Here is a 21,597-nt window from a genome sequence, read left to right on the forward strand (position 1 = left end):
GCTACCTGCCCGGGTCGCCCGGATTGACCAGACCCGACTCGTACGCCGCGACGACGAGCTGCGCGCGGTCGAACAGGCCGAGGTGCTCCAGGAGCTTGCTCACCGTCCCGGCCACGTCCTGCTCGGCCACCATGAGGGTGGCCGCGATCTGCCGGTTGGTGAGCCCCCGGGCGACCAGCTTCAGCAGGTCCAGCTCGGCGTCGCCGAGCCCGGCGAGCGCGGGCGGGGCGGCGGGGTCGGTGCGCCCGGCGAAGGCCGAGATGAGCCGGGTGGTGACGGCGGGGTCGATCAGCGCGTCCCCGGCCTGCGCGGCGCGCATCGCGCTGATGAGCTGCTCGGGCGCGGAGGTCTTGAGCACGAAGCCGCTCACCCCGGCCCGCAGCGCCGAGTAGAGGTTGTCGTCGGTGCCGAACGTGGTCATCATGATCACCTTGGGCGGGTCCTGGTCGGCGAGGATCCGCCGTGCGGCGGTCAGGCCGTCCAGCCGGGGCATCTGGATGTCCATCAGCACCACGTCGGGACGGGCCTCGCGGACCAGTGCGATCGCCTGCTCGCCGTCCCCCGCCTCACCGGCCAGCTCGAAGCCGGGCTCGTTGTCCAGCACCACCCGCAGGCCGGTGCGGACCAGCGCCTGGTCGTCGACCACGACGACCCGCAGGGCCGGCTCCCCGCCCCGGGGCTTCCCCGCCGGGGGCTCTCCCGCCGGGCGTACGGCCGACCGCTCCCCGGGCAGGTCCAGGTGGGGGGCCTGGACCAGCATGTCGGACTCCAGGCGCTGCAGGGTGGCGCCGAGGTCCAGGCCCAGCTCGTCGCGGAGCACGGCCCTGGCGCGGCGGAGTGCGCCCAGCGCGTCGCCCTGCCGGCCGCCCCGGTAGAGGGCGAGCGCCAGCAGCCGCCAGCCCTCCTCCCGGAGCGGATGGGCCGAGACGTGCGCCTCCAGGTCCGCGACCAGCGCCGAGGACTGGCCCAGCGCGAGCCCGGCGTCGGCGTGGCGCTCGATCGCGGTCAGCCGGAGCTCCTCCAGCCGTCCGGCCTCCGTGACCGCCCACGACAGGTCGGCGAACTCGGCCAGCGCGGGACCCCGCCACAGCGAGAGCGCCTCCCGGGTGCGTTCCCACACCGCCGCCGGGCCGCCCTCCAGCTTGACCAGGCTCTCGAACCGCCAGGAGTCCACCTGGCCGGTCTCGGCGCGCAGCGCGTAGCCCGGCGGGGCCGAGACCAGCACCGCGGCCTCCTCGCGCGGCGCGCGGTGCGGCTCCAGCGCGCGCCGCAGCCGCGAGACGTATCCCTGGATGGTGGACAGCGCCTGGGCCGGCGGCTCGCCCGGCCAGAGCTCGTCGATGAGCACGCTCACCGGGACGGCGCGGCCCCCCGCCACCAGGAGCCGGGCCAGCACCGCCATCTGGCGTTGACCGCCGAGGTCGAGCACCACGTCGCCGTGGCGCGCCTGGAACGGTCCTAGAGTACGAAATGTCAGCATCGCAGCTGTAAGAGTACGGCTACCTGGACTGACGTCATACGGCAACATTCACCATCGCTCGCTTGCTGGGAGAAGGATCAGCGGCAGGGTTCCGCGTCCAGGGTCAGCGGCAGCACCGCCTCGACCACCGTTCCGCCCTCCGGCGGCGATGTGATCGAGCAGGTGCCGCCGAGCTCGGCGGCCCGCTCGCGCATGGAGGCCAGCCCCACGCCGGACCTCCGGCCGGGCGGCACCCCCGGGCCGCCGTCGCTCACCCGGACGCGCAGGCGGGCGCCGCCCGGGTCTCCGCCGGCCGGGTCTCCGCCGTGCGGGCCTCCGCCGCGCTCCAGCGAGACCCGTACGGCGCTCGCCCCGGCGTGCTTGCGCGCGTTGGTCAGCGCCTCCTGGACGATCCGGTAGGCCGCCACCTCGGCGGCGGCCGGCAGGCCGGTGAGGTCGCCGCTCGCCTCGACCGCGACGGCGGGCCCGGCCATCTCCCCGATCGCCCCGGCCAGGCCGAGCTCGTCCAGGGCAGGGGGGCGCAGGCCGTACACCAGGTGCCTGATGTCGCTGGTCACGCTGTCCATGCCGGAGCGCAGCCCGTCGAGCAGCCGCTCGGCGCTCTCCGGGGAGACGCGCAGGGAACGCCGGGCCGCGTTGATGGACATCGCCATGCCGCTGAGCGACTGGCCGAGACCGTCGTGCAGGTCGCGGCGGAGGCGGCGGCGCTCCTCCTCGCGGGCGGCGATGATCCGCTCGCGGGAGCGGTGCAGCGCGCCGACCAGCCGGACCGCGTGGGCGGCGTCGGCGATGTACGGCGCGAGCGCGGCGATGACCCGCTCGTTGTGCGCGGCGGGCAGCCGCCGGGTCCCCGGAGGACCGATGAGCAGGTGCCCGACCGGCTCGCCGTGCCAGACCAGGGGGACCTCGCGGACCACCTCGCCGAGCTCGCCCGCGCCCGCCTGGCCGGGCCACTCCCCGAAGGCGCCTGCCGGGGACGGCTCCGCCCCGGGAGGCGCGGGCGGTTCGGCGAACCGCACGGCCACTCCCGTGACGGAGAGCCCCTCACGCAGCACCTCCAGGGCCGCGGGCAGCCCCTCGGCGGGATCGGTCCGCTGCAGCCGCCGCCTCAGCTCCCCGGCCAGCGCCACCGGGTCGCCCTTGCTGCCGTAGAGCAGCCGGTCGGCGCCGCGCTGCAGCACCCTGCGGAGCGGATGGAAGAAGGCACCGGCGAGCAGCGCGGCCAGCAGTCCGCCGAACTGGTCGAGATCCGACAGCAGCAGGCTGGAGGCGGCGCCCGCCCCCACGTAGACGCCGCCGATGACACCGACGAGACCCGCGCCGACCAGGGTCCGGGTGATCAGGGTGTCGATCTCGTAGAGCCCGTGCCGCAGGATCGCGAACGCGATCGCGGCGGGGATGAGCGGGATGGTGAACGAGGCCAGCCACCAGAGCGGGCCGCCCGCCACCCACGGGACGATCAGGCCCGCGAACGCGAGCAGCGGCCAGGCGATCCGCCGCCGCTCGACCGGGTCCGCCCGGTGGAAGCGCACCGCCAGGGAGAGGAACGCCAGTCCCATCGCCGCGGTGCCGAGCCAGTACAGGATCTCCTTGGCGGCCGGCGACGGCGGCACCGCCTCGATGACGACGAGCAGCGAGCGCAGGGCCTCCAGCCCCTGCACCAGGCAGGCGAAGACGACCAGCGCCCGCCACCGGGGCGAGGGCGGCCGGCCGGTCGGATAGAGCAGGGGCAGCAGCACGCCCAGCAGGAGCGTCGCCAGCGCCCAGCTCAGCCCGACGGCCGCCCACAGGGGTTTGGGCGCGCCGAAGGCGTAGGGGGAGGAGGAGTGCAGCCGCGCGACGTTGCCCGCCAGGATGTTGACCGCGCAGGCCAGGCCGCCCGCCACCAGCAGCCAGCCGACGGCCAGCCGCGGCCGCCGCAGGATCAGCAGCGCCCCGAAGACCGGGAAGGCGGTCCCCGCCATGTCCTCGGGCGCGAAGGGCAGCGGGGTGTACGACGGCTGCGGCAGCATGGCGGTCACCACGATGTTCGCGCACTCCATGGCCACGGAGAGTGCGGCGGTCAGCACGCCGGCCAGGCGCAGGCGCCCATGCGCCGTCGCGGGACGGCCCCCTGGCTCCGGGAGGACGCCTCCCGGCCCGGGTCGGTCCGGCTCGCGCGCCACCTTGCCCCTCCGTGCCCCTCTATATGCGGACTTAGAGGGACACTAGCCGGAATAGAGCAATGTTCAATCAACATGCGCTCAACATGATGTCGCCGCAGTACGGCGGCGCAGCGCCGGGCCGATCGCGAGCAGCCCGGCGGCGGCGACGAGGTTGACCGCGCCGACGGTCAGCCAGAGGGCGGCGGGGCCGGCCGCGAGCAGCCGGGTGCCGAGCAGCGGGGCCAGCATGGTCCCGGCCGACCAGGCGAAGCCGAACATGCCCGAGTAGCGCCCGCGCAGGTGGGGCGGGGCGAGCGAGGCCACGATGGCGCCGGGGATGCCCGCGGTGACGATCTCGCCGAGTGTCCAGACCACCACGGTGGACGCGTACCCGGCGACGCCGGAGACGAGGACGTTCAGCGCGAAGCCCCCGCCGATGACCGCGTACCCGATCGCCAGCACGGTGCTGTGGTCCCGCTTGCCGAACCAGTCGCCGGTCAGCGGCTGGACGAGCACGATCAGGACGCCGTTGACCGCCATGACCAGGCCGTAGGAGCTCTCACCGAGGCCCGCGCCGGTCATGGCCAGCGGCAGCGTCGTGAACGCCTGGGCGTAGACCAGGCTGGAGAGCACGCAGATCACGATGTAGGCGACCATCAGCCGGTCCCTCAGCACCGCGCCGAACCCGCCGCCCGCGCGCTCGCCCGGCTCCGGGCGGGTCTCCGGCACCGCCCGCCACACCAGCAGGCCGAAGACCACCGCGGTGACCGCGTTGAACCAGAACATCCAGGCGTACCCTGCCTCGGCCAGCCGGCCCCCGATCACCATCGCCACCGCGAAGCCCAGGTTCAGCGCCCAGAACAGCAGGCCGTAGGCGCGCGGCCGGTCCTCGGGCGAGACGAGGTCGGCCACCAGCGCGTTGGAGGCGGGCCGGTAGGCGTCGATCGTGAGGCCGAGCACGAACATCGCCGTCACGATCGCGGGCAGCGAGGTGCTCGCCCCCAGCGCGACCATGGTCACGGCGGTCGCGACCATGCCGCCGGTCAGGGTGATCCGCCGCCCGAACCGGTCGGCCAGCCAGCCGGCGAGGATCTGCGAGATCAGCGAGCCCGCGCCGAACACCGCCATCACCGCGCCCGCGGCCGCCAGCGACATGCCGCGCGACTGGGTCAGGTAGACGCCGATGAACGGCTCGACCATCATGCCCACCCGGTTGACCAGCGTCCCCGTCCACAGGGCCCAGAACGCCCGGGGAAGTCCGCCGATCTTGGATTGCAGGAACGTGGGCTTGGGCTTGGGCTTGGCGATGGTCGTGGTCGTCATGGGACCAGGGTTGGACAGGTGTTCGCAAAGCTGCCAATCTTTTAGCCGTGTCTAAAGGGTCGGGCGGTGTCCGGAAGAGGTCCTGCCACGTCGAGTGGGTCTTCGCTCCCGACGACGTGGCCCGGATCCGCTTCGCCTTCTCACCGATCTGGGAGCTGGTCGCCAGCCTGCGCACGCTCCGCGACCCGGCCCGGCGCTCCCTCCACCTGCCCTGGCTGCGCGCCGTACGGCCCCGCCTGGCGGGCCTGGACCTGTCCGAGCTGTTCGCCCTGGTGCCCACGGCCGGCTACCTCGTCGACTTCGTCACCCCTACTCCCGACACCCCCGAGCCCGACTTCGCCGCCGAACTGGAGCGGGTCCGGCGCACGCCGCCGGACCGGGCCGCCGTCGAGGCGGGCTGGGTCTCCGGGGCCGACCCGCGGATCATCGAGCGGTTCCGGGCCGACCCCGGGACGGGGGTGGCCCGGGTCGCCGACACCCTCCAGCGCTACTGGGAGGTCGCCTTCGCCGAGTTCTGGCCCCGCGTCCACGGGCTGCTGGAGGCGGAGGTGACCCGCCGCTCCCGTCAGCTCGCCGCGGGCGGCGCCCGGGAGCTCTTCGCCGACCTGCACCCGAACGTCTCCTGGCGCGGCGACCGGCTCGCGGTCGTGCGCAACTGGGAGTACTCCGCCCCGCTCGGCGGAGACGGCCTGGTGCTCGTGCCGACCGCCTTCTGGTGGCCGGACACGGCCACGATGGTCGAGCCGTACCAGCCGATGCTCGTCTACCCGGCCACCGGCGTCGGCACCCTGTGGAGCTCGGGCCCGCCGCCCGCGCCCGGCGCGCTGGCCGCGCTGATCGGCCGGACCCGCGCGCAGATCCTCCTCGCCCTCGCCGACCCGTCGACCACCTCGGCCCTGGCCCGGCGGATGGAGCTCACCCCGGGCGCGGTCAGCCAGCACCTGACCGTCCTGACCGGCGGCGGCCTGGCGGTCCGCCGGCGGCTCGGCCGCGAGGTCGTCTACAGCCGCACCCCGGTCGGCGACTCCCTGGTCTGCACCCCCTGAGCCCGAGGCGGACCGCGCCCGCCGGAAACGGGACGGAGTAACGTGGGCGAAACACACAGCGGGCAGACTGGGTAGAGGACCAGGCGTGTCGCACCGCGCCGGCAATGGAGGAGAGGCCTTGGACCGCCAGCAGGAGTTCGTTCTCCGCACGCTCGAGGAGCGCGACATCCGGTTCATCCGGCTCTGGTTCACCGACGTGCTCGGGTTCCTCAAGTCGGTCGCCATCGCCCCGGCCGAGCTGGAGGGCGCCTTCGCCGAGGGCATCGGCTTCGACGGCTCGGCGATCGAGGGCTTCGCCCGCGTCTACGAGTCGGACATGCTGGCCAAGCCCGACCCCTCCACCTTCCAGATCCTGCCCTGGCGCAGCGAGAACCCGGGCGCCGCCCGGATGTTCTGCGACATCCTCATGCCGGACGGCTCGCCCTCGCACGCCGACCCCCGCTGGGTGCTCAAGAAGACCCTGGCCAAGGCCTCCGACATGGGCTTCAGCTTCTACACCCACCCCGAGGTCGAGTTCTTCCTGCTGAAGAACCGGCCCGAGCGCGGCACCCGCCCCGAGCCCATCGACGAGGGCGGCTACTTCGACCACACCCCGCACAGCTCCGGCCACGACTTCCGGCGCCAGGCGATCATGATGCTGGAGTCGATGGGCATCTCCGTCGAGTACAGCCACCACGAGGGCGGCCCCGGCCAGCAGGAGATCGACCTGCGCTACGCCGACGCGCTGACCACCGCCGACAACATCATGACCTTCCGGCTGGTCATGAAGGAGGTCGCGCTGGAGCAGGGCATCTGGGCGAGCTTCATGCCCAAGCCCTTCACCGAGTACCCCGGTTCCGGCATGCACACCCACATGTCGCTGTTCGAGGGCGACCGCAACGCCTTCCACGAGCCCGGCGCCGAGTACCAGCTCTCCAAGACCGGCCGCGCCTTCATCGGCGGCCTGCTCACCCACGCCGCCGAGATCACCGCCGTCTGCAACCAGTGGGTCAACTCCTACAAGCGCCTGTGGGGCGGGGCCGAGGCGATCGCCGGTCAGGGCGGCGAGGCCCCCAGCTACATCTCCTGGGGCCACAACAACCGCTCCGCGCTGGTCCGCGTCCCGATGTACAAGCCGCACAAGAGCGGATCCACCCGCATCGAGTTCCGCTCGCTCGACTCCGCCTGCAACCCCTACCTGGCCTTCGCGGTGATCCTCGCCGCCGGGCTCAAGGGCATCGAGGAGGGCTACGAGATGCCCCCCGGCGCCGAGGACGACGTCTGGGCGCTGACCAGCGCCGAACGCCGCGCCCTGGGCATCGCCCCGCTCCCGCAGTCGCTGGACGAGGCCATCGCGGTCATGGAGCGCAGCGAGCTGGTCGCCGAGACCCTCGGCGAGCACGTCTTCGACTACTTCCTGCGCAACAAGCGCACCGAGTGGAACGAGTACCGCCGCCAGGTCACCGAGTTCGAGCTCGGCCGCTACCTCCCGGTGCTGTAAGACCAGGCCAGAGCAATTCTTGCAACGTAGAGGTGCTTCCGGTACGGCTTGCGCCAGGTGTCCCCGGAGCGGGGACGTGATGCCTACTTTCTCGACGGCGCTGCGCCGGGGCGAGGTGGCATTCGGGGACGGACGGCCCGTGAGCCGCTCGCGCGGCCGTCCGGCCGCGTACGCGGGCATCGGCGCTGATCGCGTCGCCCGACCGGGCGGGGCCGGAGATCGCCGCGGGGCAGGGGATGCCGTTCGGTGCCGGGGCCGCACCGCGGACTCGCCGGACGAGTCGCGCCCGCCTGCTCGACGCCCTCGATCAGCGCGGCTGCGAGCGGCACCGGCCCCGCATCCCTTCTCTCGTACTTCATCCGAAGGCGCGCCACGAAGGCCGTCCGCGCTTCCGCATGCGCCCGGCCGGCCTCGTCGACGGTCTCCTGCACGTCGGCCTCGTCGTCCCGGAACCACGCCATGAGACTCCAACCCTCCCGGTCGACGTGCCATGGTCGCCGGAACGGGCAACGGTCTCGAGCCTGAAAGGGTTCCGCGACACGACGCGGCGCCTCCCGGACGAGCGGCAGCCGAGTATGTCGGAGGTCCCGGCTGGATTCCGTGCACATGACCGACTTCGATGGGCAGGACCGGCCGGAGCCTCCTCTCGCGGGCGATGAGACCGCCACCCTCCTGGGGCCGGGCTCCCAGCCTGCGCTGGATCCTGTGCCATATGATCGAGGAGTACGCGCGGCACAACGGCCACGCCGACCTCCTCCGCGAGTCGGTGGACGGTCTGACGGGGGAGTAGCGGCCGGGGCGTCGGCCGGTCACGGGCCGTGGCCGCCGCGGGCGGACGCCGTTCACGGGCGCCGCCCGTCCGGCGGTCGCACGCGCCGGGCGTGGTGCTCCCGTTACCGGGTCTTCACGCCGGCGGTACCCGCCCCTGGTTGGGTTTAGCCTCAACCATTCCGGTAATATCGGCCGGTCTCTTTGCTTGTCACATATCAATGATCGATCGCCGATTGAGGCGACAGGAGGTGCGGCATGACGACGGCTGCTGGTCTGCAGACCGTGGTGACCGTCCCGGCACGTTTCCGCGGCCCCGAAGGCGTCGCGAACGGCGGATGGATCGCGGGCACGGTCTCCGAGGCGCTGCACGGCGCCCGGTACGACTCGGCCGTCGAGGTCACGCTGCACGCGCCCACCCCGCTGGAGACCGAGCTGGACCTGCGCCAGCTGGCCAACACCGCCACCCTCACGCACGGTGAGACCCTCCTCGTCGAGGCCATCGCGGTGGCCGAGCGGCTCGACGCCCCGGCGTTCGTGCCCTTCAACGAGGCGGCCCGCGCCGAGCGCGGCTTCGCCGGGCTGACCGCCCACGCCTTCTCCGGCTGCTTCGCCTGCGGCCTGCGCGAGCCCGGCGACGGCCTGCGCATCTTCCCCGGCCGGGTCGAGGGCGCCGAGTCGGTGGCCGCCGGCTGGCGGGTGCCGATCACGGTCGCCGACCAGGACGGCGTCATCCCCGACGCCGTCGTCTGGGCCGCGCTCGACTGCGCCACCGGCTGGGCCCACTTCGCGCCCGGCGAGTTCGCGCTGCTCGGCCGGCTGACCGCCCAGGTCCACCGGCGGATCTACCCCGGCGGCACCTACTCCGTGGTCGCCCGCGCCACCGGCCGCGAGGGCCGCAAGCTCTTCGGTGAGAGCGCGATCTACGAGGTGGACGGCACCCTGGTCGCCGCCGCCAAGGCCACCTGGATCGCCCCCGCCTGACCCGGCCCGGCCGGGGGAGACCCCGGCCGGAGCCCTCGCCTCCGCGGTGCCCGGTAGGGGCCGCCGAGCCCGCGCTCCCGCCGCGGGCGGTCTCCGGCCGACCGGGTTCCCGCCGCCCGCACCGTCACCCGGGGCCCCGCCGCGGGCGGCTGCTCGCGGGGTGACAATTTCCGCCGGATAAATCGCCCTCCGGGGCGGAGAGCCCGCCGCGATCCGCGACTACCTTCGGCGGGCATGGCCTCCTCTTCCGCCGCACCGCAGGACCTGGCCGCAGCCCCCGTGCCGTGGTTCGAGCGCCTGCTCGTCGTCCTGTTCGTCGTGGTGCCCTTCCTCGCGGTGCTGGCCGCCGTCCCCTTCGCCTGGGGATGGGGCCTGACCTGGCGGGACGTGGTCATCGCCGGGGTGATGTACCTCGTCACCGGATTCGGCATCACCGTTGGCTACCACCGGCACTTCACCCACCGCTCCTTCCAGGCGAAGACCTGGCTGCGGGTCGTGATGGCGGTCGCCGGGGGCATGTCGCTCCAGGGCCCGGTCATCCGCTGGGTGGCCGACCACCGGCGGCACCACAAGTACGCCGACCGGGAGGGCGATCCGCACTCGCCGTGGCGGTTCGGCTCCGGTTTCGTCGGGCTGAGCAAGGGGCTGTTCCACGCCCACGTCGGCTGGCTGTTCCGCCCGGAGCGCACCTCGCGGCGGCGCTTCTGCCCCGACCTGCTCGCCGACCGGCCGATCAGGATCCTCTCCCACAACCTGGCGTACGTGCCGGTCGTGCTGCTCTCGCTCGGCCTGCCCACCCTCGCGGGAGGGCTGTGGGGCGGCTCGTGGCACGCCGCCCTGACCGCCTACTTCTGGGGCGGGCTGGTACGGATCTTCGCCCAGCACCACGTGACCTGGTCGATCAACTCCGTCTGCCACACCTTCGGCAAGGAGGAGTTCTCGGTCAGGGACCGCTCCCGGAACGTGTGGTGGCTGGCCGTCGTCTCGCTGGGCGAGGCCTGGCACAACCTGCACCACGCCGACCCCACCTGCGCCCGGCACGGCGTGCTCCGCGGCCAGCTCGACCCCAGCGCCAGGCTGATCTGGCTGTTCGAGCGGTTCGGCTGGGCCTGGGACGTGCGCTGGCCGGACACCGCCCGCCTCGCCGCCCGCCGCGTGAACGCCGTGGCCTGAGCGCGGTGGCCTGAGCGCGGTGGCCTGAGCGCGGTGGCCTCGGCGCCACCGCGACCCGCCGGCTGCCGGCCGGGGAACCGGCCGCCCGGCTGGCCGACACGCTGGGCAGGGCGAGGCGCTGCGCGAGACGGTCTCCGCGCTGCTGCGCAGCGGCCGCCGGCCGGGCGTCTCCCTGATCGCCGCGCTGGCCTGCCTTCTCGTGCTGTCCCCGGTGACCGCACCATCCCGCCGGGCGCGACGGGAGACGAGAGACGGGGGACGGGGGACGGGGGACGGGGGACCGGGTGCCGGCGCGGTCCGTGACCGTACGGCGGGCGGATGAGAGCGGCCTCCCCGCCGGGGCGAACACCGGGAGAACGGACTTTCCCCGCACGCCGCATAATTGCCGCATGAGGATCACCGTCATCGAGCACGAGACCGCGGCGGGCCTGGGATTCTTCGCCGAGTGGCTGGCCGGGGCCGGGGCCGGCTGCGAGGTCGTCCGGCCGTATCTGGGGGAGGCGGTGCCGGAGCGCGCGGCCGACGGGCTGATCGTGCTCGGCGGCGAGGCGGCGGCCTGGGAGGACGAGGACCACCCCTGGCTGCCCGCCACCCGCGGCCTGCTCCGCCGCTCGGTGGACGGCGGCGTGCCGACCCTGGGCGTCTGCCTGGGCGCCCAGCTGCTGACCCTCGCCTGCGGCGGGACGGTCGAGCGCGGCGACCGCGGGCTGGAGGTCGGCGCGTGCCGGGTCGCCCCGCTGCCCGCCGCGAGCGGCGATCCGCTCTTCGACGGGCTGCTCGACGGCGCGGAGCCCGCGGTGGCGGTGCAGTACCACCGGGACGCGATGACCCGGCTGCCTCCGGGCGCGGTGCCGCTGGCCACCGGGGACGTCTACCCCAACCAGGCCTACCGGCTCGGCGAGCGGGCGTGGGCGGTGCAGTTCCATCCCGAGGCGACCCCCGAGATCTTCCTCGACTGGACGAACGGCTCCGCCGACCACCTGACCGGCCAGGGCCACTCCGTCGAGGAGCTGAACACCGGGGTCAAGGCCGCCGAGGCGCGGCTCGCCGCGACCTGGAGGCCGCTCGCGGAGCGCTTCGCCGCCGTGGTCGCGGACACGTGATCGGCCGATCGCGGGGAGGAACGGCCGGCGGCGCCGCACGGCTCCGGCGGTAGCCCGGGCGGCGGCGTTCCGGGGGCGTGACGTGTGCTCTGTGATCCCGTGATGCAGGATTGAGGAGGCCGGCGGTGCTCGCGACCGGAGACGAGGAAGGGGCGGTGGACACCGTGCCCCGCATGCAGACGACCGCCGGGCGGCTGGCCCGGCTCGGCTTCGCCGACGGGGCCAGGGCCGAGCGGCTCCTCCACGGGCTCGGGCCCGAGGCCGCCGGCGACCTGGCCCTGCTGGAGTCCCTCGTCGGCGCGGCCGACCCCGATCTGGCGCTCACCTCGCTCGACCGGCTCGCCGAGAAGGACCCGGGCGTGCTCGGCGCGCTCCGCGGGGACCCCGGCCTGCGGGCCGGCCTGCTCGGCGTCTTCGGCGTCAGCGCGGCCCTCGGGGAGCACGTGGTCCGGCACCCCGGGCACTGGCGGCTGCTGGAGGGCGAGCGGGCCGGGCGCCGCCCCTCCGGGACCGAGCTCCGCGCCGAGCTGCTGACGGCGGTCGGGGCCGACCCCGGCGACCCCGAGCCGCGCGCCCGGGACGCCTCCACCGCCGCCCTGGCCGCGCTGCGGGTCGCCTACCGGGGCCGCCTGCTCCACCTGGCCGCGCGGGACGTCACCGGGCGGGCCGCACTCGCCGAGGTCACCGCGGAGCTGTCCGACCTGGCGGGGGCCGCGCTGGAGGCGGGGCTCGCGGTCGCCCGGGCCGAGCACGGGGAGGCGGGCTCGGTACGGCTGGCCGTCATCGGCATGGGCAAGTGCGGGGCCCGGGAACTCAACTACATCAGCGACGTGGACGTGATCTTCGTGGCCGAGCCGCGCGAGGACGCGGCCGAGCCGGTCGACGAGGCGACGGCCCTGCGGGTCGCCACCCGCCTGGCCCAGAGCACGATGCGCGCCTGCTCGGCCGCGACCCCCGAGGGCTCGCTCTGGGAGGTGGACGCGGCGCTGCGCCCCGAGGGCAAGGCCGGGCCGCTGGTCCGGACGCTCGCCAGCCACCTGGCCTACTACAGGCGCTGGGCCAAGACGTGGGAGTTCCAGGCGCTGCTGAAGGCACGCCCGGTCGCCGGGGACGCCGAGCTCGGCAACCGCTACGCCGAGGCGGTGGACGAGCTGGTCTGGCAGGCCGCCACCCGCGAGAGGTTCGTCGAGGACGTGCAGGCCATGCGCCGCCGGGTGGAGGCCCACATCCGGGCGGGGGAGGCCGAGCGGCAGCTCAAGCTCGGCCCCGGCGGGCTGCGCGACATCGAGTTCGCCGTCCAGCTCCTGCAGCTCGTGCACGGCCGCCTGGACCCGCTGCTGCGCCGCCGCGCCACGCTTCCCGCGCTCGCCGCCCTGTCCCGGGGCGGCTACGTCGGCCGGGACGACGCCAGGGCGCTCGCCGAGGCCTACTCCTTCCTGCGCCAGGTCGAGCACCTGCTCCAGCTGCACCGGCTCCGCCGTACCCACGTGGTGCCCGAGGGCGAGGGCGACCTGCGGCGGCTCGGCCGCGGCCTGGGCATGACCGCCGACCCGGTGGGGGAGTTCACCACCCGGTGGCGGCGGCACGCGCTGGAGGTCCGCCGCCTGCACGAGAAGCTGTTCTACCGGCCGCTGCTGCAGGCCGTGGCGCGGCTGCCCGAGTCGGAGGACCGGTTGTCCACCGCCGCCGCGCAGGCCCGTCTGGAGGCCCTCGGCTACACCGACCCGGCCGGGGCGCTGCGCCACATCAGCGCGCTGACCAGCGGTGTCTCCCGCAGGGCGGCGATCCAGCGCACGCTGCTGCCGGTCATGCTCGGCTGGTTCGCCGACGCCCCCGACCCCGACGCCGGGCTGCTCGGCTTCCGGCAGATCTCCGACAAGCTCGGCGCCACCTCCTGGTACCTGCGGCTGCTGCGCGACGAGACCGCGGTGGCCTCCCGGATGGCCCGGCTCCTGGGCACCAGCAGGTACGCGGCCGGGTTGCTGCTGCACGCCCCGGAGGCCGTCGCGCTGCTCGGCTCCGACACCGAGCTGGACCCCCGGCGCCCCGGCGCGCTGCTGGCCGAGGCGCGGGCCACGGTCGGCCGGTACCCCGGGCACGCCGAGACCGCGGTCGCCGCCGCGCGCGCCCTGCGGCGCAGGGAGCTGTTCCGTACGGCGGTCGCCGACCTCACCGGCCACCTGGACATCGAGCAGGTCGGCCAGGCGCTGTCCACGCTCAACGACGTGACGGTCCAGGCCGCGCTGGACGCCGCGATCGCCAAGGTCGAGATGGAGCGGCGTGCCCCGCTGGGCACCCGGTTCGCGGTGATCGCGATGGGCCGCCTGGGCGGGGTCGAGTGCTCCTACGGCAGCGACGCCGACGTGATGTTCGTCCACGAGCCGCTGCCGGGCGTGCCGGAGAAGGACGCCACGGACGCCGCGCACGCCGTCGCCAACGAGCTGCGCCGGCTGCTGGCCCTGCCCGCCCCGGACCCGCCGCTGCTCGTCGACCCCGGCCTGCGTCCGGAGGGCCGCCAGGGGCCGCTGGTCCGCACGCTGGCCTCCTACGCCGCCTACTACGAGCGCTGGTCGGCGCCGTGGGAGTCGCAGGCGCTGCTGCGGGCCCGCTTCTGCGCCGGGGACGCCGGGCTCGGCACCGGGCTGCTGCACCTGGCCGATCCGCTGCGCTATCCGGCCGAGGGGGTGAGCGACGCCGCCGTGCTGCAGATCCGCAAGCTGAAGGCGCGGATGGAGGCCGAACGGCTGCCGCGCGGGGCCGACCCCGCCCTGCACACGAAGCTCGGCCGGGGCGGCCTGTCGGACGTGGAGTGGGTGGCCCAGCTCCTCCAGCTCCGGCACGCCGGCCGGCTGCCCTCCCTGCGGACCACCCGGACCCTGGAGGCGCTGCGCGCGGCGGTCGCCGAGAAGCTGCTCGACCCCGCCGACGAGGCGGTGCTCGCCGACGCCTGGCGGTTCGCCTCCCGGGTCCGGGACGCGATCGTCCTGGTCCGGGGACGGGCCTCCGACTCCGTCCCGGCGGACGTCCGCGAGCGCACGCTCCTCGCACGCGCCCTGGGCTACCCGCCGGACGGCAGCGAGGACTTCGTGGACGACTACCGCCGGGTCACCCGCCGGGCCCGCGCCGTGGTGGAGCGCGTCTTCTACGGAGACTGATCCGGGGCGCGAGGGTTCCGGCCGGTGCCTGGGTGCCCCCGGCCGGAAGGAGCCGATATTTCCGGCTTATGGGGATCGGTGTTCCTGTTGCGCCCGCCGGGAGCGGCGTGTATCAACGATCCGGGTGATCTACTTTGATATCCGTTTACGCTGATCTGGCCATCGGACTGGTGCTGGCCTTCCTGCTGCTCTCGCTCCTGGTGAGCGGGATCAACGAGGCCTTCGTCCGGCTGCTCGGGATCCGCAGCAAGTTCCTGTGGGCCTACCTCCGCGACACCATGGACGGCGGCTCCTCGGAGGGCACGTCCTGGATCCCCTCCAAGATCGCTGACGTCTTCGGCAAGCTGCCCTTCTCGAAGGACGACCCGCGCCCCGCGCACAGCCCCGACCCGGCTCCCCCCGTGGTGGCGCCGATGCCGGTGGACCCGACGGCCGTGCTGGCCGCCGAGGCGCCCGTCCCCGAGGTCGACATGACCGAGCGGCTCTACCGGCGGCTGCAGGAGATCGACCATCCCAAGGGCGCGCGGACCACCATCTCCGACATCCCGCCCGAGCGGTTCTCCGGCGCGGTGATGGAGCTGATCGCCGCCGAGGAGGGCGGCGTGGAGGGCCTGCTGGCGAAACTGGAGGCCATCCGCAGCCCGCTCGCCGGGCACCTGCGCGGCGTGTGGAAGGGCGCCGAGGAGGACCTGGCGAAGTTCCGGCGGGGCGTGGAGAACTGGTTCGACGGGGAGATGAAGCGCCTGTCCGGGCTCTACCGGCGCTACGTCACGTGGGTGGTGTTCGCGCTCGGGGTGGTGCTGACGCTGCTGTTCAGCATGGACGCGCTGGAGTACGGCAAGACCCTGCTGCGGGACAACGCCTTCCGGGCCGGGGTGGCGGCCATCGCCGGCGGCAGCGAGGACGGGCTGGCCGCGCTGAAGGACAAGTGCACCGTCACCGGTGCCGCCGAGCCGTACGAGTGCGTGACCGAGTCCTTCAGCTCACCCGCCCTGGTCAAGATCTTCGATCACGCCATCGTGAGCATCACCGTCCCGCCGGACGGCGGTGACCCCTCCCTGAACTGGAACGGCGCCGTCTGGTGGGACCGGCTGATCACCCTCGGCCACTGGCCCGGCTACCTGCTCACCGCCGTCGCCCTGCTGTTCGGCGCACCCTTCTGGTGGGACGTGCTGCGCCGCCTGACCGGCTTCCGCAACCGCTCCTAGCCGGGCGCGCCGCCGCCCGGCCGGAGTGCCCTCCGCAGGCCGCGCCGGTCCCCGGAGCGGGGACCGGCGCGGCCCCGCTAGCGCAGAACGGCGAGGATCCGGTCGACGTGGCCGAGGGGCTCGGCGCCGACCGGGCGGAGCACCACGGTGTCCGCCCCGGCCTCCCACAGCGACCGCACGACGTCCGCGGCCTCGGCGGCCGAGCCCGCGGCCATCGGCACGTCCTCCGGCGCGACGCCCAGGAATCCGGCCTGCTCCGCCGCGGCGGGCCGTACGGCCTCCCGGACCCGTGCGGGGTCGTCGTCGACGTAGAGGTGGACGAAGACCACCACCTCGTGGTCGCCTCCGGTCTCGCCGATCAGCTTCCGGGCCTCCGCGACCCGGCCGGCGTCGAAGCCCTCGGGCAGGATCGTTCCCTCGGCCACCCGCCCGGACAGCGCCAGCGAGCGGGGCCGTACCACCCCAGTCAGGACGGGCGGCGGCACGGCGGGAGGGTGCACCAGGCGCACGCCGTCGAGCCGTACGGCGCGGCCCTCGGCGGTGACCGTCTCGCCGCGCAGCAGCGCCCGCACCGCGACGACGGTCTCCTCCAGCAGCGCCAGCGGTGACGGAGCGAGGGCGCCCGCCCGGCGCATCCAGTCCTGCACGCCGTGGCCGATCCCGGCGGCGAGCCGGTGCGGGTGCAGGCGGGCCAGGTTGCCCAGCTCCATGGCGAGCAGGGCCGGGTTGCGCAGCGGCGCGGGCGCGATGCCGATGCCGACGCGGAGCCGTTCGGTGACGGCGAGCGCGGTGGCCGCCGACGAGACCGACCCCGTCCAGCCCAGGTCCTCCACCACCCACAGGTCGTCGGCGTCGGTGGTGTCCAGATGGCGGGCGAAGGGGATGAGGGACTCGGGGGGAAGATCGCGTTCGAACATGACGCCCAGGCGCATGTCTCTCCTCACGTGGGTCCGAAGAAGTTCATGGGGTATGTGCTGGTTCGTGGGGAATACTCCCACTAGGTCCCGCGAGGACACCGCGGACAGAGCCCGCGGGACCGCCCGCGACCGGGGACGGCCCGGGCCGCCGGGGCCTCAGAGATAGCGGAAGTACCCTGCGAAGTCGTCGAGCCGGGTGAGGGGGTCGACCCGGATCTCGGTACCGGTCCGCAGAGCGTTGATCATCTTCCCCTGCCCGATGTAGACGCCGACGTGGTGGGTCCTGACCCTGCGCCTGCTCACCGTGCCGTAGAAGACGAGATCGCCCGGTCGGGCCTCGGCGGCCGGGACCCTGGTGAGCCGCCGGACGTGGTCGTCGGTGTTGCCGGGGCCCAGGACGTCGCGCCCGTAGGCCAGGTGGTAGACCCACCTGGCCAGCCCGGAGCAGTCGAGGCCGAGGGTCCTGGTGGCCGGGCACGGCGTGATCGAGCCCCGGTAGCCCCGGCACGTGCCCAGCGAAGGGCCGGGCTCCTCGTCGTGGCCGCCGCCCCAGGAGTAGGGGATCGGCCCGCCCCTCCAGCCGGGCTGGCCGATCCCGGCGTGGATCGCGTGGGCGACGGCGGCCGGCCGGTTGAGCGTGACGGGCAGGACCGGCACCGAGGCGCTCACCCCCGCCAGGAGCACCGCGAGCATCCCGGCCGGGGCCGCCCACCGGCGACGCCCGGAGACCTCGGCCACCCTGATCGACCTCGCTCTGTCAGTTCAAATCATGATTCATTCTGCCGAATGAACCGTGGCCTCGCGCAGCTCTCGCCGGTGCGCTCGTCGCCGGCCGCGGGCGCCTCGGCGCCCCACCGCCGCGCCCCCGGGATCGGCGGGTTCATGGTCCTCCACGTGGTGAGTCTTGAAGATGCCGGCGGTTTTCTCCCGTCCGAACCTGAGAAGGAACAGCGGTGAAAGGAATCCGGGCGTCGGGTTCTGCCGGGAAAGCGCTGATCGCGGAACTCTTCGAAGCCCGAGGGCCGGCAGCCGGCGTGTACAGGCGGTGCGCGGGAGCGGGGGCCCGTACCCTGCCCGGCCTGTGACGTGGAGGAATCGATGGTGGTCAAGCGGGATCTTTCCGAGGTGCTGGCCGGTCTGAGCGTCGAGGAGATGAGCGTGGACGAGGAGGGCCGGGTCACGATCAGAGATCCGGAGATCGCCAGGAGACTGCGCGACGCGGTCGGAGCGGCCCCGGTCACGGCGACGGCGCCGAATCAGACCAGCTGCAGCTCGAACGACTCCAACTGCAGCCCGAACCTCTCGCAGTGCGGCGGGATCGTATAGCCCTTGAACCCGTGTGCCGGGCGTGCCGGTGCGATGACGTGAACCTACGCTCCGCCTGATCCGCGGATTTGGAGGAATCGATGGTGGTCGAACGAGGTCTTTCCGAGGTGCTGGCCGGTCTGAGCGTCGAGGAGATGAGCGTGGACGAGGAGGGCCGGGTCACGATCAGGGATCCGGAGATCGCCAGGAGACTGCGCGACGCGGTCGACGGGGCCGCGGCCGCGGCGGACGCCACGAATGCGAGTACCTGCAGTTCGAACGGCTCCGGATGCAGGCCCAACATCTCGCGCTGCAATCCGGCCTGAACCTTCGAACCCGCTGAAAAGAACGGACGCCCGTGGCTGCTCGGACCGCGTCCGGAGAAGAATCTCCGGACGATTTCATCACAGAGCTCGGAACCTCGCTCCGCAACGATGCGCTGCACCTGATCCTGCTGCCCACCGAGAAGTGCAACTTCAGGTGCACCTACTGCTACGAGGACTTCTCCATCGGCCGGATGGGCGCCTCGACCGTCGAGGGCGTCAAACGCCTGGTCGACAGGCGTCTGGACGGGTTGCGATTCCTCAACGTCTCGTGGTTCGGCGGGGAGCCGCTGCTGGCCCGCCCGGTGGTCGAGGACATCTCCGCCCACATCGCCGCCGCCGTGGCGGAGCGGCCGGACGTGGAGTACGTCGGCGACATGACGACGAACGGCTATCTCCTCGACACGCCGGCCGTGACCCGGCTGGGCGCGCTGGGAATCCGCCGCTACCAGATCTCGCTCGACGGACCGCAGCACATCCATGACCGAACCCGCGTCCAGGCCGGCGGAGCCGGTTCGTTCCGCCGGATATGGAGCAACCTGCTGGCGATCCGGGACGATCCGGCACCTGTCGACGTCCTCCTTCGCGTGCATCTCACTCCGGCCAACGTGCCCCTGATGCCGGAGTTCCTGGCGGAGATCCGGGACACGTTCCTCGCGGACGCGCGATTCTCGGTGATACTCAAGCCGGTGGAACGGCTCGGCGGACCCAACGACGACGCCATGGACGTCGTCGGCGAGGAGGAGCGGGAGGGCATCCTGGCCGGACTGCGGTCGGTGGTGCTCGGCGGGGGAGACGGCCGTCGCCTGCAGCCTGTTCCGGACGTCTGCTACGCCTCCCGCCCCAACTCCCTGATGATCCGCGCCAACGGCGTCGTCGGGAAATGCACGGTGGCGTTGACCGACCCGGCCAACGCCATCGGAAAACTGCGCCGGGACGGCACGCTGGAGATCGACAACCTTCTCCTGCGCCCCTGGCTGCGCGGGTGGGAGTCCCGTGACTGGACGGCTCTGGGCTGCCCCGCCGACGGCCTTCCCCGCGACCGGACGGTGCTTGTGCAGCTGGGTGCCACGCGACTCGGACTCGGCGCGCGGGCGTGACGTGAACACCGTCGCCGCCCGATCGGGGAGTTCGCTCGCAGGAGATTTCCTGGTGGACCACGACCGGCCGGCGCGGCGTGCGCTGGACGGCTGGGCGGTCGAGCTGCGCGGGAAGCTGAGCGCTCTCGGCGCGGAGCCGCCGCTCTCCGCCGGCGGAAGAGGGGCGAAAGCCGCCTGCATGAACCTGGCCGCCCTCGTCGTCGCGCACGCGGGTGACCTGCAGACCGCCGAGCGCCTGTGCCGGCTTCAGCTGGAATGGCTGGCGCGGCTCGCATCCGAGTCCGGCGACCCGTCCGTTCTGGGAGACGCCTTGCAGCCATGGATCAATCTGGGGCGTCTGCGTGTTCTGCGGGGCGACGCGGACGGCGCCCGGCCCCACTTCGTCCTCGCCGAGCACCTGCGCGATCTCCGTCCCGTGCGGCTCGGACCGTGCCGGCTCCCCGCCGGCGCGTGGCCGCTCGTCGTGGCCGCCGACGCGGGCATCCCCGAGGTGCTGTGGAACGTGTACGCGATCGACCAGCTGAAGGCGTACCTGCGAGCCGGAGACCCGGAGGGTGCGCTGGCCTTCATCCCGCGCCTGCGCCGCCTCACCCCGCCGGGGACCCGCCGGTTCGTCGACGAGGGCGAGGTTCTCGCCCTCCTGCGCGGCGGGCGCGCCGGAGAGGCCCTGGAGAAGGCCGCCGAGGCCGATCCCGCGACGACGGCCGACGAGATGGCGTTCCTGCTGCATCGCGTGGCCGCTCTGGCGGCCCTGGGACAGGAGGGGTCCGCGCGGCGGCTCGCCGTCGGGCTCACGGCGATCGCGACGCGGACGGAACCGCGGTACGCGACGCCTCCCACCTTCCTCCGGCAGCTCAAACGGCTCGGGCTGCTCCTGGAGACGCTCGGAGAGGAGCGCTACGCCCTGGCGGTCTACGTCCGAGGGCTGGACATGTGCGGCGGGCATGAGGACGAGCCCCTCCACCTGGAGTTCGTCGAGGGGGCGCTGCGGCTGGCCCCCGGCCACCGAGCCTCGGCCGAGTGGCGCCCGGTGCGCGACCGGCTGCTCGGACGGTCCCTGTACTTCGAGGTACGCCGGAGGTACGGCAGAGCCGCGGAACCCGGCCACGCCGCGATCCGGGACCTGGTCGCCGCCGTCGAATCCGCCGCCGTCGAATCCGCCGCCTAGCGGGGGATCCCGGTGGAGCCGGGGCGCCCCGCCGGACGCTCAGGGCGCCGGGCCGGCCTTTCCGGCGCCCGGCCCGGGGAGATCTCGCGTTCCGCTCACTCGCAGTCGTCGACGTCGACGTCGACCTTCTTCTTCTTGGGCTTCGACGGCTTCCGGTCCGCCGAGGAGTCCGCGGCGGACAGGGTGAACGAGGCCGCCGCCGTACTGACGGAGGCGGCGCACGCCTCGTCGCCCGCGCTGCAGGCGACGAGCGAGGACAGGGCGATGACGATGACGCCGGCGGTGGTGGCGACGGTGCGGAACACGGTGGTCGGTTCTCCTGGTCGTATGTTCGGTCAACGCCTCATTGGTATCAGGAATGACTTGTAGAGGGCTTTCTCCTCGCTTGCACCGCGGGGTCGTGGGGGCCTGCGGGCGGCGCGCCGGAGGGGCCGGGCACGTGGACGCCGCGCTCGAAGAAGGTCTCCAGCACGACGACGGTCCGGGTTCCGGCCACTCCGTCGATCTCGAACAGCCGGCGCAGGACGGCCTGCAGTTCCCGGGTGCTCGACGCGCGGATCTTGGCCAGCACCGACGCCGGGCCCGCGATCACATGGGCCTCCTCGATCTCGGGGATCGCCCTGAGCGCCTCGCCGGTACCGCCCATCCACGCGTTTCCGTCGATCATCACGTAGGCCAGCACGCCCCTGCCCGCCGCCACCGGGTCGACCTCCACGGTGGTCCGCCGGATCAGCCCGCGCTCGCGCAGCTTCCTGACCCGCTCGTGGGCCGCGCCGCCCGACAGGCCCACGGCCGCCCCGAGCGCCGCGTACGAGCGGGTGGCGTCCTCCTGCAGCAGACCTATCAACATTCTGTCAATGTCATCCATGACAGGACATTATCAAGTCATAATGGTATTTGACATGATGATATTCGATGCT

General features: G+C 73.6%; 19 protein-coding genes. 12 read left to right on the plus strand and 7 right to left on the minus strand.

What is annotated here, in order from left to right; translation table 11 throughout:
* Position 1: 1 nt before the first annotated feature.
* From FHS22_RS39145 to FHS22_RS04730, 3 genes are all read right to left on the minus strand, one after another.
* Positions 2–1,480: a BTAD domain-containing putative transcriptional regulator gene (locus FHS22_RS39145; protein ID WP_184938756.1), complete on the minus strand. Its 1,479-nt coding sequence runs from the start codon at positions 1,478–1,480 to the stop codon at positions 2–4.
* Between the two features lie 77 nt (positions 1,481–1,557).
* Positions 1,558–3,549, minus strand: a complete 1,992-nt coding sequence (locus FHS22_RS04725) for a sensor histidine kinase (RefSeq protein ID WP_338047597.1) — start codon at positions 3,547–3,549, stop codon at positions 1,558–1,560.
* A gap of 174 nt (positions 3,550–3,723) precedes the next feature.
* Positions 3,724–4,947 carry an MDR family MFS transporter gene (locus FHS22_RS04730; protein ID WP_184938758.1) on the minus strand — a complete coding sequence of 408 codons (1,224 nt, stop codon included), beginning with the start codon at positions 4,945–4,947 and terminating at the stop codon, positions 3,724–3,726.
* A 47-nt stretch (positions 4,948–4,994) separates the two neighbouring features.
* Between FHS22_RS04730 and FHS22_RS04735 the strand changes: the two genes are divergently transcribed.
* The 8 genes from FHS22_RS04735 (at position 4,995) to FHS22_RS04770 (ending at position 15,864) form a co-directional block, all read left to right on the plus strand.
* Positions 4,995–5,993: an ArsR/SmtB family transcription factor gene (locus FHS22_RS04735; protein ID WP_184938760.1), complete on the plus strand. Its 999-nt coding sequence runs from the start codon at positions 4,995–4,997 to the stop codon at positions 5,991–5,993.
* A gap of 118 nt (positions 5,994–6,111) precedes the next feature.
* Positions 6,112–7,473 (plus strand): type I glutamate--ammonia ligase, encoded by a 1,362-nt coding sequence (gene glnA / locus FHS22_RS04740; protein ID WP_184938762.1) that lies wholly within the window; start codon positions 6,112–6,114, stop codon positions 7,471–7,473.
* A 655-nt stretch (positions 7,474–8,128) separates the two neighbouring features.
* Positions 8,129–8,263 carry a mycothiol transferase gene (locus tag FHS22_RS04745; protein WP_377295567.1) on the plus strand — a complete coding sequence of 45 codons (135 nt, stop codon included), beginning with the start codon at positions 8,129–8,131 and terminating at the stop codon, positions 8,261–8,263.
* 236 nt (positions 8,264–8,499) lie between these two features.
* Entirely contained in the window at positions 8,500–9,225 is a 726-nt protein-coding gene (locus FHS22_RS04750; RefSeq protein WP_184938765.1) for a hotdog fold domain-containing protein, read from the plus strand.
* A 234-nt stretch (positions 9,226–9,459) separates the two neighbouring features.
* Positions 9,460–10,398, plus strand: a complete 939-nt coding sequence (locus FHS22_RS04755) for an acyl-CoA desaturase (RefSeq protein ID WP_184938766.1) — start codon at positions 9,460–9,462, stop codon at positions 10,396–10,398.
* Positions 10,399–10,787: 389 nt separating this feature from the next.
* Positions 10,788–11,501 carry a type 1 glutamine amidotransferase gene (locus tag FHS22_RS04760; protein ID WP_184938768.1) on the plus strand — a complete coding sequence of 238 codons (714 nt, stop codon included), beginning with the start codon at positions 10,788–10,790 and terminating at the stop codon, positions 11,499–11,501.
* Positions 11,502–11,674: 173 nt separating this feature from the next.
* Positions 11,675–14,656, plus strand: a complete 2,982-nt coding sequence (locus FHS22_RS04765; protein ID WP_184939072.1) for a bifunctional [glutamine synthetase] adenylyltransferase/[glutamine synthetase]-adenylyl-L-tyrosine phosphorylase — start codon at positions 11,675–11,677, stop codon at positions 14,654–14,656.
* Positions 14,657–14,790: 134 nt separating this feature from the next.
* Complete coding sequence (locus tag FHS22_RS04770; RefSeq protein WP_184938770.1) at positions 14,791–15,864, plus strand: hypothetical protein; 1,074 nt, start codon at positions 14,791–14,793, stop codon at positions 15,862–15,864.
* A gap of 77 nt (positions 15,865–15,941) precedes the next feature.
* Here the strand turns inward: FHS22_RS04770 and FHS22_RS04775 are convergent, their stop codons facing one another.
* A complete protein-coding gene (locus FHS22_RS04775) occupies positions 15,942–16,796 on the minus strand; it encodes an LLM class flavin-dependent oxidoreductase (RefSeq protein ID WP_184938772.1) in 855 nt (284 codons plus the stop codon).
* Positions 16,797–16,937: 141 nt separating this feature from the next.
* A complete protein-coding gene (locus FHS22_RS04780; RefSeq protein WP_338047598.1) occupies positions 16,938–17,519 on the minus strand; it encodes a C40 family peptidase in 582 nt (193 codons plus the stop codon).
* A 360-nt stretch (positions 17,520–17,879) separates the two neighbouring features.
* Between FHS22_RS04780 and FHS22_RS04785 the strand changes: the two genes are divergently transcribed.
* The 4 genes from FHS22_RS04785 (at position 17,880) to FHS22_RS04800 (ending at position 20,677) form a co-directional block, all read left to right on the plus strand.
* Complete coding sequence (locus FHS22_RS04785) at positions 17,880–18,107, plus strand: hypothetical protein (RefSeq protein ID WP_184938774.1); 228 nt, start codon at positions 17,880–17,882, stop codon at positions 18,105–18,107.
* Between the two features lie 80 nt (positions 18,108–18,187).
* Positions 18,188–18,412: a hypothetical protein gene (locus tag FHS22_RS04790; RefSeq protein ID WP_184938776.1), complete on the plus strand. Its 225-nt coding sequence runs from the start codon at positions 18,188–18,190 to the stop codon at positions 18,410–18,412.
* A 32-nt stretch (positions 18,413–18,444) separates the two neighbouring features.
* Complete coding sequence (locus FHS22_RS04795) at positions 18,445–19,509, plus strand: radical SAM protein (RefSeq protein ID WP_221473211.1); 1,065 nt, start codon at positions 18,445–18,447, stop codon at positions 19,507–19,509.
* A 52-nt stretch (positions 19,510–19,561) separates the two neighbouring features.
* Entirely contained in the window at positions 19,562–20,677 is a 1,116-nt protein-coding gene (locus tag FHS22_RS04800; RefSeq protein WP_184938778.1) for a hypothetical protein, read from the plus strand.
* 95 nt (positions 20,678–20,772) lie between these two features.
* On the opposite strand, the gene FHS22_RS04805 is transcribed toward FHS22_RS04800, so the two are convergent.
* Both FHS22_RS04805 and FHS22_RS04810 read right to left on the minus strand, forming a co-directional pair.
* On the minus strand, positions 20,773–20,982 hold the full coding sequence (locus FHS22_RS04805; protein ID WP_184938780.1) for a hypothetical protein: 210 nt from the start codon (positions 20,980–20,982) through the stop codon (positions 20,773–20,775).
* 47 nt (positions 20,983–21,029) lie between these two features.
* Positions 21,030–21,545, minus strand: coding sequence for an Lrp/AsnC family transcriptional regulator (locus FHS22_RS04810; RefSeq protein ID WP_184938782.1), 516 nt, complete (start codon positions 21,543–21,545; stop codon positions 21,030–21,032).
* Positions 21,546–21,597 lie beyond the last annotated feature (52 nt).

Origin of the sequence: Thiemannella venezuelensis, from assembly GCF_014203605.1 — a bacterium.
Lineage (GTDB): Bacteria > Actinomycetota > Actinomycetes > Streptosporangiales > Streptosporangiaceae > Planomonospora_A > Planomonospora_A venezuelensis.